The organism is Streptomyces sp. NPDC033966, assembly GCF_055575955.1.
Genome location: NZ_JBVIRQ010000002.1, coordinates 766,853 through 780,220 on the forward strand (window position 1 = coordinate 766,853; position 13,368 = coordinate 780,220).

Sequence of the window (13,368 nt, forward strand, 5' to 3'; positions counted from 1 at the left end):
AACCGCTTGCCGCATGGGCCAAAGACCCGCGATGCGCCGTCAACCGTGAGGCCTTGCGGACACGGCTCGCCCTGGGATGGCTGCCCGAGGACGCGCTCACCCGCGAGCGCCACGACAAGCCGACCCTGGAACACACCTACCAAGGGCGGACGTTGACGCTCCGCGGCTGGGCGGAGCAGTCAGGAATCAAGTACCACACCCTGTACAAGCGCCTCACGGCGTCAGGGATGACGTTCGAGGAGGCCCTCCTCAAAGGCTCCGACGGCCCTGACTTCGTCCTGCCCGTCACGGCGTTCGGCGAGACCAAGCCCCTCGCCCACTGGGCCGTCGACCCCCGCGCCGGCTGCACAGCCACCACGATGCGGCGCCGTCTGGCCGACGGCTGGGAGCCCGAACAGGCGATCACGGAGGAGCCGCAGAACCGATCGACGCTGGGAAGCGGCGTTCCCCACCGCGCGTTCGGCCGCAGCATGGGACTGGAGGACTGGGCCCGCCACACACAGATTCCCGTAAGTACGCTGCGCCACACCCTCGCCCGCCATGGGCTGCCCCTGGAGTCCGCACTCCACGCCCTGGGCTGGAGCCCCCACCCCGAGGCCGGCACCGTGCACGACCTCATCGCAGTCCCGGCCGCGCAGCTCCGCCCCGGTGACCGGATCCTCGGGATCGCCACCGCCGAAAGCGGCGGCGAGTCCCTCCTCACCGTCCGACGGCCCGCACCGCCCGCACGCCCCCGGCCACTCTCCTCCACCCCTGAGCAGCGCGCGCCCTCGCACCCCACCGGCTCCCGCCCGAGTCCCACGCCTCACGTGCCCGGCATGGCCGGGGCCCCGACCTCGGCCGCCCAGACCTCCTCCCGAAGGCCCTCTCGCCGCTGACCGCACGGCCGAAGAACCCGCCGTCCCGGAACCGGCCCGGACGGCACGCGCACCGTCCAGCGGCCTGCCACAGCGACGCTCTCACCATGCCTGCCAACCGCGACGGCGCCCCCGCCCCCGGTCGCCACCACAACCACGCCCACCCTGCCCAGAGATCCCCGCAAACAAGGAACCAGCCATGCCAGACAGCCCCGCTTTTAAGGCACTCTCCCTGGGTGCCGGAATACAATCTTCCGCGCTACTCTGCCTTTCCGCGGAAGGCACCCTCCCCAAGGTCGACTACGCAATTTTCGCTGACACCGGATGGGAACCCAGAGCCGTTTACGAGCATCTCGACCGCCTGGAGCGGGAGATTGCCCGTCCGGCCGGAATTCCGATCCTCCGCGTGTCAGCTGGAAACATCAGGGATGACGCCCTGGATCCGAATCACAGATTCGCGTCCATGCCCCTGTACATCCTGAACCAGGACGGGCGTCCAGGAATGACCCGACGCCAATGCACAGTTATCTGCACCAAGTCCCCTCGTTGATCAGCGTGATGGTCAGTGCGATCAACGAGGAGGAACACCGTGGAACTGCGACATGAACTGATCGAGGGGCGGGCCGAACTGCCCCGGGTGGGGGCCGTTGTCCCCGCTCGGGGAGTCCACCCTCCGTACGTCGTCGTGAACGCGTACGACGACGAGATCGAGGCGGCCACCGCCTACCTGCGGGACCTGGCGCTGAACGACTGCAGCCCGTTGACGGTACGCAGCTACGGGTACGGCCTGTTGCGGTGGTTCCGGCTGCTGTGGCTGTTGGGGGTGGCGTGGGAGAAGGCGACCGAGTCTGAGGTCGCGGTGCTGGCGGGATGGCTGCGGACGGCCTCGAATCCGCAGCGCCAGCGGACACAGGCAGGTGGCGCCGCACCGGGGTCGGTCAATCTGAGGACCGGCAAGCCTGCGCTGCGTGCTGGGTATGCGCCCAGGACGATCAACCACGCCTTGTCGGTGGTCAGCGGCTTCTACGGGTTCCATGCCCATCAGGGCAACGGGCCGGTGGTCAATCCCGTCCCCATCTCTCCGCAGCGTCGACGGGCCCTTGCTCACCGAAGCCCGTTGGAGCCGCGGGCGGTCGTGGGGCGGGCCCGGTTGCGGCAGAAGGTCTCCGACCGGCCGCCCCGCTCGATTCCCGACCGGCTCTGGGACGAGCTGTTCGACCGCATGGGCTGCGAGCGCGACCGCGCTCTGCTGGAGTTCTACGTGTCCAGCGGCGCCCGCGCGGTCGAGCTGCTCGGGGTCGGAGTGGACGACATCGACTGGGCCGGCCAGAGGGTCTACGTGATCTCCAAGGGCACCCGGGAGAGGGAAGCGGTACCGGCCTCGCCGCAGGCGTTCGTCCGGCTGGCCCGGTATCTCGACGAAGCCGGTACGCCCTCACGGGGCGAGCCGGTCTGGCGGACCCGTCGCGGGAGCGATCGCCCCCTGTCCTACTGGGCGATGCGCCGGATCATGCAGCGGGCGAACGAGCTGTTGGGCACGAACTGGACCCTGCACGACCTTCGGCACACGGCGGCGTCCCGGATGGCCAACGGCGGGAAGCTCACCCCGGTCGAGGTCCAGGCGATCATGCGGCACGCCAACATCCAGACCACCAGCCGCTACCTGGCCGCGCGGGTGGAGGAGATGTTCGACAAGCTCGCGGAGCACTACAGCACGCCGCGGCCGGCGATGAGCTACCCCACCGGGTACTCCGCGGACGACATCAAGGCGGTGTTCGGTGGCTAGGTCCAGCACGACCACCGGGGTCAGCCGCCGGCACGGGCCCATCGTAGAAGGGCTCACCTTCCCGATCCGGTTCGTGGGCGGTCCCATGAAGCCGCAGGCCGCAGTCGCGGATACCCCGCCGCGACCGCATGGAGAGCTGTCTGCCGCCTCGATCAACCACATCTCCCGACTGGCATTCGACGTCTGGGCGGACGCTCCCTCCGTCACCCGACACCAGCGCAGCCAGGCCACCCGCGGGATCCTCCAGTACCTGTCCACCTACCCGGGCCAGACCTGGCAGGAGCGCTGGGATGCCAGTCCTCTGGGCAGGGGGCTGATCAAGGCGAACAGTCTCGGATCCCGCCGGACGACCGGCCTCGCGGTCACCCCTGGGGTCCGCACGCTGTTCTGTCTCCGCGTCGTCCAGCCCTCGATGCTCGCCTTCCGGCAGAACCAGCTGAACAACTTCACGCCCCTGTTCATCTCCGCGCAGAACGACCCGCTGCTGATCACCTTCGAGGAGCACATCGCCGCACAAGAGCTGCGGCTCAAGCACCAGCGGGAGGCGGTGCTCGACATGTGCACCCTCCTGACCTATCAGGGCGTCGCGGTGGCCGACGTCACGCCGGCGTCGATCCTCCAGTACGCGCACGACAACCGTCTGGCCCGCTGCCGTCTCCAGCCCGGTCAGCCCGCCTCCAACCGCTTGTTCGGGCACGGAATGTGGACGGCTCTCATCGGCATGGGCCGGTTCCCGACCTCCACGCCGACGACTATGCGGGCGGCCATGATGCGCGGCCAGCGGACCATCGAAGAACTCATCGACCAGTACGGAGTCCGCGACCAAGCCGTCCGCGGGCTGCTGATCGACTACTTCGGCCGACGCCGCGCTGACCTCGACTACGCCAGCCTGAAACAGCTCGCGCTCCTCCTGGTCAAGCACTTCTGGGTGAAGATCGAACAACTCAACCCCGGCCAGCAGGGCCTGCGGATCGCTCCGGACCTCTACACGCGCTGGCGGGAGACGATCCGCTTCAAGGACGACGGCTCCCACAGGATGGGCCAGGACGACATCGTCATCTCGGTCCGCAGCTTCTACTACGACCTGCACACCTGGGCTGCTGCCGAACCCGAACGCTGGGCCACATGGGTCGCACCGTGTCCCGTCCCGCCCGGCGAGCTCCACGGCCTGGGCGTCCGCCGACGGAAGGTGAGCGAACGCTCCGCGGACCGCACGCGGCAGCGCCAGCCCCTCTTGCCTGTCCTGGTCGAGCATGTCGAGTCCCGCTACGACCAGGCCAGGCTCCTGCTCGAACGCGCCGACCAGGCCGCCGACGGCGAGGTGTTCACCCACGCCGGTACCGCCTACCGACGGGTGATCAGCGAATCGGACCGGAAGCGCCTCCGGCACGGCGACGTCGTTCCCACGCGCGTGCTGAACCTGGACTCCCGCGAGCTGGTGCACCTCGGCACCGAGGAGGAGGCCGCCTTCTGGGACTGGGCGGCAGTGGAAACCCTGCGGCACTCCGGCGTCCGCATCGAGGAGCTGTGCGAGCTGACCCACCTCAGCATCCGCCAGTACCAGCGCGCGAACGGCGAGGTCATCGCCCTGCTGGTCATCGCCCCGTCCAAGACCGACCGCGAGCGCGTCATCCCGATGTCCGCCGAACTGTTCCACGTCATCGCCTCCATCATCCGCCGCCACGGCCGGCGCGGAAGGCCGATCCCCCTGGTCAGCCGCCATGACCCGCACGACAAGGTCTGGAGCGCTCCCATGCCCTTCCTTTTCCAACGTCAGAACGGAGCGACCGGATCGAAGATCTTCAACCCCGGCACCATCCAGAAGATGATCAGCCGGCGATGCGAGGACCTGGCCGAGACTCACCCCGGGTTTCGCGGGTTGAAGTTCACCCCGCACGATTTCCGGAGGATCTTCGCCACCGAGCTGGTCAACAGCGGCTTGCCCATCCACATCGGCGCCGCCCTGCTGGGCCACCTCAGCATCCAGACCACCCGCGGATACGTCGCTGTCTTCGACGAGGACGTGATCCGCCACTACCAGGCCCACCTGCACCAGCGGCGCCAGGTCCGGCCCTCGGAGGAATACCGGGACGCCACTGAGCAGGAGTGGACCGAGTTCGAGGAGCACTTCGACCGCCGCAAGGTCGAGCTCGGCTCCTGCGGGCGCCCTTACGGCACCCCCTGCCAGCACGAACACGCCTGCATCCGCTGCCCGATGCTGCACGTGAACCCCAAGATGCTGACCCGTCTCATCGAGCTGGAAGCCGACCTGCTCGGCCGCCGAGCACGCGCCGAGACCGAGGGCTGGGTCGGTGAGGTCGAAGGCATCGACCTCACTCTCACCTTCCTCCGTGAAAAGCGGCACGAAACCCAGCGCCGAGCACGGCGCCCCGTAGTCGAACTCGGCATCCCGAAGACCCGAACAAGCACGACGAAGCCCCAGCGCTGAGCCGTTCCGGCGTCCGCCAGGGAATCCGCTACCGGATCGATGCGGAAAGCTCAGCCAGCTCCTTGGCAAGCGCATCGGAGATGAGGTCGTGCTTCCCGTGCGCCTCCAGCAGCTTGTCGATGAGCACCTTGGAACCCTTCGGGTTCTGCTTGTAGACCTCCTTGCTGATCTTGACGATGTAGCTGGCCAGCCGCTTGTTCCCGCCATAGGGCTTGACGATGACGTCCTTGATGATCTCGCCCGAATTCTTGTCCTGGGAGGAGAGCTTGTCCAGGGTGTCGAAGAGGTATCCGACCGCCTCGGGGTCATCCTCAAGCAGGCCGATGACCTCATTCGCTGCGGCAGGTACCGGCTGGGAGCTCCCGCCATCGCCCTGCTGCGCTTGCGCCGCGGGCGTCGCGGCGGCTGCCGCAAGCACCAGGCATCCCACGGTGGCGATGCGGCGCAGATGAGTCTTCACAAGGTGGTCCCTTCGCATGGGGCGCTAGATCGCCCAGACCCTCAGTGCAACGCGACCACGCGCAAAAGGTGCTGGGCGCAGTGCCAGATCGGCCACTGGCGGGATGAGCCCGAGTCATCCGCGCATCAAGCCACTACGTGCACCCGCAATCGTCACCGCTCCCCAATCATCCTTCCCCTCGCCTCGGAGTCGCCTTGACACCTCACATACCCCAATGCACCCAATCGGGTGAAGTGCAGAGAAGCACCGGGGAATATAAAATCAAGCCGATTAAACGACAAATCCGCGAACTCCTTGGTCACCCGTAACCGCAGCGGGTTCCGAAGGGCGTGTTCGTCGAGCAGTGGGTCGGCATCTCCACCGACGAGTTTCATCGCGCGAAGGATTCCAACATCAAGTACATGCGCAACCGGCACCCCCTCATCGACATGGGCTGGTCCCGCTCGGACTGCATCCGCTATCTCACCGGCCTAGGGCTGGCCGAAACGCCGAAATCAAGCTGCCTTGGGTGCCCATTTCACGGCAACGCGCAGTGGCGAAGTATCCGCGAAAATTCGCCCGCAGAGTGGGCGGATGTGGTGGAGTTCGATGCGGCGGTCCGGGCCGGGAACGCCCGCGCCAACGCTACTGGAAACCGGCTTCTGGGGCAGGCTTTTCTGCACCGCTCCCGCGTCCCGCTCGACCAGGCTCCGATCGACCACGTCACGGCTGCGGAATGGGCCGCCCAGCAGGCCGCAGCCGATGCCGGCGAGGCGGATCTGGAGGAGCTGGAGCAGGGTGTGGAGAACGGCTGCTCGCCCTGGGCCTGCCGCGGCAGCGAAGCAGAGCCGGTCCAGGACGACTTCGGGCTCACCGCGTGAGGGCGCACGACCAGTTCGTCCTGGACCTGTTCGCCGGCGCAGGCGGCTGGGGCCACCCCCTGAAGGTGTTCGGCATACGCGAGGTCGGGCTCGAGTGGGACGAGTGGGCCTGCAAGACCCGGGCCGCAGCGGGGCAGTTGACGATTCGAACCGACGTGGCCCTGTATCCGACCTGGCCGCTGGCCAGCCGGGTCTGGGGGGTCTTGGGGTCGCCTCCTTGTCAGGCGTGGAGCATGGCAGGCAAGCGGCTCGGGCTGGTCGACCAGCCGTTGGTCCACCAGGCCGTCGCCGACCTCGCCGCCGGACGCGACACCCGTGCCGAGCTGCTGGCCGCCTGCCAGGACGCCCGCTCCCTGCTGGCCGCCGAGCCCATGCGCTACCTCCACGCCCTGAACTCTGTGGGCGAGCCGGAGTGGATAGCGATGGAGGAAGTCCCCGACGTCCTTCCTCTGTGGCGCCAGTACGCGGCCATCCTCAGGGGCTGGGGGTTCTCAGTGTGGACCGGCATCCTCAACGCCGCCGACTACGGCGTACCCCAGACGAGGCGGCGGGCGATCCTGCTCGCCTCCCGGGTCCGCACCGCCGAGCCGCCGCCACCGACCCACGCGCCCGTCGCGGAGCCCGAGTCCCTGTTCGGGCCGGGCCGCGAGCGGTGGGTGTCGATGGCCGAGGCACTCGGCTGGGGCGCCACCGACCGGCCCACCCCCACCGTGTGCGCCGGCGGCGGCACGGGTGGCGGCCCCGAACCGTTTCCCTCCGGCGCCCGCAAGACGCTCGCCGACGCCAGAGAGCGCGGCCGGTGGAAGCACCCTGCCGTCAGCCGCGCCAGCGGGCGCGCCCCTCGCGTCGGCCCGGCCGGGAAGGCCAGTGGCGGAGGGGCGTGGTCCTGGTCGCTGCGGAGCAACAACCAGGCCAACGCCACCGTCCGCACGGTTGACGAGCCGGCCGGGACGTTGTTCTTCGGGCACCGTGCCAACGAGTGCGTGTGGGTGGCCGAGCCCACCGCCACGAATCCAGGCCTGAAAGGCCCACCAGGTACAGCGCCGGAGGCGATCCGAATTACTGCTGCCGAGGCCGGTGCCCTGCAGTCCTTCCCCGCCAACTACCCCTGGCAGGGCAACAAGGGCCAGCAGTTCTCCCAGATCGGCAACGCTGTCCCGCCCCGCCTGGCCGCCCACCTCCTCGCCCCACACGTGGGCATCACCCTCACCCGCGACAACTTCACCCTGGCCGCCTAGATTGCCCCAATCCGTCTTCCCCGAAGCCGACTTCGACCTGCTCGACATCCCGCCCGCTCCCGCCGGCCACTACGCCGAGCAGGCCCTCCTCGGCGCGCTCCTCCTCGAACCGGACCGCATCAAGACCCTCGGCACGCTTCACCCGGCCGACTTCGCCCACGCCGGGCACCTGGCGGTGTTCGACGCCATGATCACCCTCGCCCCGCCCCCGCCCGAGGTCCACGCCAGCAAGCCGGTCTGGCTCACGGCCGTTCTGGAACACGCCCGGCCCGCCGCCCACGGACTCACCGCCGCCTACCTCCACCATCTCGTCAGCACCTGCCCCGACCCCGCCCACGCCCCCGCGTACGAGGCGATCGTCCGCGCCGGCCACGCCCGCCGAACCCTGACCGCCCACGCCGAACAACTCGTCCACACCGCCGGTGACCCCATGCTGGAAGACCAGCCCAGCGCCGCCCTCACCGCCGCCGACAAACTCGCAGACGCCCTGGAGCACCTCGACGGCCGGTTCCCCGCCCACTCCAGCACCCTGCCCCGCACCCCCGCCCCGGCTCACCCCGTCCGCGACCCCGACCACGAGGACGTCCAGGACGAGCGGCTGCTCCTCGCGGCGCTCAGCGCCCGCCCCCGCCCCACCGAGGCCGCGCGCTGGCTCCAGCCCGGCGACTTCCTCGACCCTCTGCACGGCCGACTCTTCGGCTGCCTGCTCAACGTCGCCCGGCGCGGCGACCCCATCGACCCGGTCACCGTGCTGTGGGAAGCCCAACACCAAGGGCTGATCACACCCACGCTGCCCCCGGCCGACCTCCTCGGCATCCTCACCGACGGCCACGGTGTGGCCACGGAGCACTGGGCCGAGGCCGTCCTGCGGCGCTCGATGCTCGCCCGCGCCCACACCACCGGCCTCACCGTCCTCGCCTACACCCAGGACGACACCAACACCGTCCACCAACTCCTCACCGGCACCCGCCGCGCCCTCGCCGACCTCGCCGCCGTCCGCGCCCGCTGGCACCGTGCCACCCATCCCACCCTGCCCAGGACGACCCAGTCCGCGGGCCCGGCCCCACCCCGGGCCGGTCCTGTCCCACCCCGGCCCGCAGCCACCGCGCGCGCCGCCCGCTGACCCATCCGTCCCAGGCTCCGGCCGGCACCCCACCGGCCGGAGCCGCAACCCCGAAGGCGCACCATGCCCCAGCCGACACCGGACACCCGCATCCACTCCTCAGTTCACCCCGACCATCCGCCCGCCGTCACCGCCATCGTGACCGGCCCCAGGAGCGCCGAGGCCCGCATCGCCCTCGCTGCCCACGGATTCCGCGACACCGGCGCAGGCTCCATGGTGCTCGCCCGCATCGACCGAGAAGAGCCCCACTACACCCAGCAGACCGCCCACGACCTCCAGCACGACTACGACGTCGACATCGAGCCCGCCCTCCAAGAAGAGATCGACACGGAGTGGACCTGGGCCAACCACCCCATGACCCACCTCACACGCGAGGAGATCCGACAGGTCAGCGCCACCTCGCAGCACATCCACGACGACATCGCCGCCGGCCGCCTGAAGATCCACCTCTTCTTGGGACAGTTCAGATCTGTCTCATGAGGTGTCGATCGAGCTGACGAAGTTGGCCCAGACACGCTGCCGCCCGGTGATCTCTCCCGTCTCCCGTGTCGCGGGCGTCTCGCGGAATCTTTCGGGCTCCGAGGTGTGGGGCGAGATCAGAGTCCGCGGGTTCAACGGCTAGTTGACATTAGGATTTGCCGAGGGGCGGAGACCTTGGTGTGGTGGGATGTAGGCGTTCGGTAGGCGCAGGGCAAGCAGCCGGGGGCGGACCCGGCCTGTCAGCGGGGAGTGTTTGATGGCGCCCGTCGTGCTGGTGCACGGGATTTTCAACCACGTTCGCGGAGCGACGCCCGAGCAGGCGGCTCTGCGCCGGATGGCAGACTGCCGTCCGAAGTTCGCCGAAAGCCTCGGGCGTCTTTCGGTGGACGTACCAGAGCTGGTAATGGCCTACTACGCGGACCTGCTACGGGTGGACCTGCCGGAACAGGTGCAAGCGGTCGGGGACGACGCGAATTTTGAGGATCTCACCGGCGTGCAGCGGGTGGAGGCAGCGGAGTGGCTGGCGACGGCAGGTGCTCCGCTGCCCGAGGATCCGCAGAACGTGGGGCTCGCGCCGCTACGGCAGATGCTGGGGTGGCTGTTCGGCGACCGCGGCGGCCACCTCGTCGGAGCGGTACGTGAGCAGACGATGCGCCGCGTGGAACGCGCGCTCGTGACGAACCTGCGCGAGGTGGAGGCATACAGTTCGTGGTCGGACCGACGCAGACTGGTGCGTGAGCGTGTCGCCGCGGTGATTCGACGTGAGCGGCCGACCGTGGTGGTGGCGCACTCGCTGGGGTCCTTCGTCACCTATGAGACCCTGCACGCTTTCCCGGATCTTGAGGTGGAACTGTTGGTCACGGTGGGCTCACCGCTGCGGGTTCCATCTCTGTTGCGTCGGCTGGAGCCTGGGCTGCGCAGTGGGCGAGGGTCCAAGCCCGCAGGGGTGGATCGGTGGGTCAACGTCGCCGATGTCGGTGACTTCGTTGCAATCCCGCCGAAGCTGGGCGAGGTCTTCCCTGTCGACTTCGAGGACACCTGCGACAACGGGTTGGGCTTCCACGGCTTCAGCGGCTATCTGGGGAATGGGTTGGTGGCAGCTGCCATCGCCCCCTACCTTTCGTGATTGGGAATCGGCCGTTGCTGTGCTCTGCACAGGGGTTCGTCCAAACGTTGGTGGTGGTCCTAGTGGACATTTGGGCGAGTTGTCTCTGTGGCGGAGCAGCGGCCGGGGCGCGGTTGTGGCTGTGTGGCGTGCGGCAAGGAGCCGCTGAGCGTGGCTGACTGGGGGGATGGTGGTAAAGGCACTGGTGGTGGGGGTAGGGCGCTTCCCCGATCCGTACGTGAGCGAGGACGACCAGGCCGACGGCGTCAAAGCGTTCACGCCACTACCTGCTGTCACGGATGCGGTGCGGACTCTAGCCTCCGCCCTGAACCGGGCCAGCGCCGCGACCGGTGGCGACCCGCTGCTGGACTGCGACGAGCGCGAGTTCATGGACCGGTGGAAGGAGCTGCGTCAGCATGCTGGCGTCGGCGAGCCCCTCATCGTGCACTTCGCCGGCCACGGCACCCAGCCCGATGACGGCGGTGCCCTCTACCTGGCCACGGCCGGCGGTGAGGCGCGCGACGATCTACTGGAAGACACCTGCGTCAGCTTCGACCGTCTCTTGCGAACAGCGGAGAACGGCAGTCGGCCTGTGCTGTTCATCCTGGACGTTTGCGAGGCCGGACAGGCTATCGTCCAGCAGCAGCTGCTCGAACTAGCCTCCAGGCGGCGGCAGGACGCGGTGCGCAACGTGTGGATCATCGGTGCTTGCACCGACAACGCCATCACCTACGGCGCCCGCTTCACCACCGCCACCGCCGAAGTTCTGCACCAACTGGTCGACGGCAACCTCGACATCACCCCCACCCTGGAATACGTGCCTGTCGAAACCCTGGCCGCCGCCATCGACCGCGAACTCGCCCGAACCGATCACGCTGTCGGACGCCCCGCTCAGACAGTCGTACACAGCCCGCATATCCAAGCCGCTCCGGAGCCGCAACCGTTCTTCCGAAACCCCGCCCACACCAACGAACCAGGGGCCCGCCTCCTGACCGGCATGAACCCCCTGCTTCGCGAGTTCGCCCTCGGCTGCGCCCCCGGCCTGGACCCCCTACACTTCGCCACCCGAGCCGCTGGCAACCCCACCGCGAGTACCATCCACTTCTCCGGCCGTCGCTCTCAGCTCCAGCGGATGCAAGGCTGGATCAACAACGACGACGGTGCTCAGGGCCGGCTATTGGTGGTCACCGGCGGTCCCGGCAGCGGCAAGTCAGCGCTCCTCGGCGTGACGGTCTGCCTGGTGCACCCCGAACTTGAGCCCCTGGGCGTTCTAGTTGGCCCAGCGGTCGATCACTTCGAACCCCGCATGCCCAGCATCGTCCTGGCGGTCCACGCCCGCCAACTCACGCTCCAGCAGATCACCGACTCACTGTGCCACCAGCTCCACCGTCAGACCGCCGGCCGTACCAGCCCCAATGACAGCTCACACACAGAGAGCCCGGACCTCCCGGACCTGGGGAGCACGAGAGCGCTCCTACAAGAACTGCGGGATACCCACGACGTGCTGGTGGTCCTGGATGCCCTCGACGAGGCCGCCGACCCAGCGGCCGTCGTCGAAGAACTCCTCCTGCCGCTGGCCGGTGCAAACGACAGCATGCCAGCCACCCACTGTCGCATCGTGATCGGCACCCGGCCCTGGTGGGATACCTTGCCCGCCCTCAAGCAATACCTGACCGATCGGCCCGGCGCGGCTCTCGACCTCGACCCCGCCACCGACGACGACCGCCGTGTTCTCGCGAACGACCTAGCTAACTACCTAATCAAGCTCCTCCCCCGCCGACGCTACCCACGCTCGGAGATCAAACGCATAGCCGACAGGCTCGCCGTCTACAGCGACAGTGGTGCATTCCTCGTTGCGGCCCTGTACGCCGCCCACCTACTTGCTTGCGACGAGCCCATCAGTGGCGACCCGCCCTGCACGATCACCGAGGTCTTCGAGCTCCACACAGAGGCTCTCGCGGCCACAGACCCGTGGATTCTTCCCGTCCTCACCGTCCTCGGCCAGGCCCGCGGCCAGGGCATGCCCCTCGACCTCATCCATGCCTCCGCCCTCGCCAACCAGCCCCCCGCCCCGCAGCAGTCCACGCCCCAGCTGAGCGACACGCGCCGCGCCCTCACCAAAGCCTCGTTCTACCTGCGGACAACCCCCGACACCGAGCAGCGCCTCCTCTACCGCTACTTCCACCAGGCCCTAACCGACCACACCAAACCTCATGGCGACCCGACAGCCATCTACAACGCCCTGATCAACACGATCACCACCGGCAGCAGCCCCGACTGGGCCCACGCTCAGCCCTATCTACTGCACCACGCCGCCGACCACGCAGCAGCCGCAGACAGTAGCTCTCTCGACTCACTCCTTGAGGATCCGCAATTTCTGGTCCACGCGGAACCAGATACCCTCAGCCCCCACCTCCACCACGCTGGCACTGAACAGGGTCTCCTACGCGCCCATATCTACCGCACCACCACAGCTCACCAATTTTGGCGCAACTACCCTGACGCGCGACGCGACTTGCTCGCCCTCGACGCGGCGAGCTGGCAACAACCCGATCTCGCCCTAGCGATCGCCAATGTGCCGCTTTATGGCCGTCCCGCCGACGCGGTCCCTCTTTGGGCCACCCGCCAGGCCCACCCGGCACGTCGGCACACGCTAAAGGTCAGCACTAACCGGGCAACCCCCATCGCAACTGCGACTCGGCCCGACGGCGCTCCCCTTGCCATCACTGCCAGCACCGAGGGCACCGCGATTGTGTGGGACCTAACTTCCGGCAGCCGGTTGCACGTCCTCACCTTGCCTACACGCCGGGTGGAAACCGTTGCCACCGCGATGGGGCCTGACGGAACCCCCATCGCCGTCACCACCAGCCAGGACGGCACCGTGACCGTCTGGGACCTGACCACCGGCACCCAACTGAGCCTTCGCCAACTTGAAGTAGCAGGTCAAAGGGCTGGTGTGACCGGTCCCCGGGGTGCTCGCGCTGGTCGTGGGCGGGAGTCTGGGGAGTAG

General features: G+C 68.5%; 9 protein-coding genes and 2 pseudogenes. 10 read left to right on the top strand and 1 reads right to left on the bottom strand.

The features are described from left to right. Positions 1–53: 53 nt before the first annotated feature. The 4 genes and pseudogenes from ACZ518_RS08970 (at position 54) to ACZ518_RS08985 (ending at position 5,092) form a co-directional block, all read left to right on the top strand. Positions 54–878 (top strand): hypothetical protein, encoded by an 825-nt coding sequence (locus ACZ518_RS08970; RefSeq protein ID WP_469112316.1) that lies wholly within the window; start codon positions 54–56, stop codon positions 876–878. Between the two features lie 178 nt (positions 879–1,056). Continuing rightward, positions 1,057–1,380 (top strand): annotated as a pseudogene (locus ACZ518_RS08975) (adenine nucleotide alpha hydrolase family protein); the annotation flags it as partial. A 66-nt stretch (positions 1,381–1,446) separates the two neighbouring features. Next, entirely contained in the window at positions 1,447–2,643 is a 1,197-nt protein-coding gene (locus tag ACZ518_RS08980) for a tyrosine-type recombinase/integrase (RefSeq protein WP_469112317.1), read from the top strand. 73 nt (positions 2,644–2,716) lie between these two features. Continuing rightward, positions 2,717–5,092, top strand: coding sequence for a tyrosine-type recombinase/integrase (locus tag ACZ518_RS08985; protein WP_469112318.1), 2,376 nt, complete (start codon positions 2,717–2,719; stop codon positions 5,090–5,092). Between the two features lie 28 nt (positions 5,093–5,120). Here ACZ518_RS08985 and ACZ518_RS08990 read toward each other — a convergent pair whose 3' ends face one another. Continuing rightward, complete coding sequence (locus ACZ518_RS08990) at positions 5,121–5,552, bottom strand: hypothetical protein (protein WP_469112319.1); 432 nt, start codon at positions 5,550–5,552, stop codon at positions 5,121–5,123. A gap of 236 nt (positions 5,553–5,788) precedes the next feature. Here ACZ518_RS08990 and ACZ518_RS08995 point away from each other — a divergent pair. The 6 genes and pseudogenes from ACZ518_RS08995 to ACZ518_RS09020 form a co-directional block, all read left to right on the top strand. Next, a pseudogene (locus tag ACZ518_RS08995) lies at positions 5,789–6,412 on the top strand (hypothetical protein); the annotation flags it as partial. After that, positions 6,409–7,650: a DNA cytosine methyltransferase gene (locus ACZ518_RS09000; RefSeq protein WP_469112320.1), complete on the top strand. Its 1,242-nt coding sequence runs from the start codon at positions 6,409–6,411 to the stop codon at positions 7,648–7,650. The pseudogene ACZ518_RS08995 and the gene ACZ518_RS09000, both read left to right, overlap by 4 nt. A 1-nt stretch (position 7,651) precedes the next feature. Next, the gene (locus tag ACZ518_RS09005) at positions 7,652–8,773 is read left to right on the top strand and encodes a DnaB-like helicase N-terminal domain-containing protein (RefSeq protein ID WP_469112321.1); all 1,122 of its coding nucleotides are present in this window, start codon (positions 7,652–7,654) and stop codon (positions 8,771–8,773) included. A 63-nt stretch (positions 8,774–8,836) separates the two neighbouring features. Continuing rightward, positions 8,837–9,253, top strand: coding sequence for a hypothetical protein (locus ACZ518_RS09010; protein ID WP_469112322.1), 417 nt, complete (start codon positions 8,837–8,839; stop codon positions 9,251–9,253). A gap of 256 nt (positions 9,254–9,509) precedes the next feature. Further along, complete coding sequence (locus tag ACZ518_RS09015; RefSeq protein ID WP_469112323.1) at positions 9,510–10,379, top strand: P-loop NTPase family protein; 870 nt, start codon at positions 9,510–9,512, stop codon at positions 10,377–10,379. Between the two features lie 217 nt (positions 10,380–10,596). Beyond that, positions 10,597–13,368 (top strand): AAA family ATPase, encoded by a 2,772-nt coding sequence (locus ACZ518_RS09020; protein ID WP_469112324.1) that lies wholly within the window; start codon positions 10,597–10,599, stop codon positions 13,366–13,368.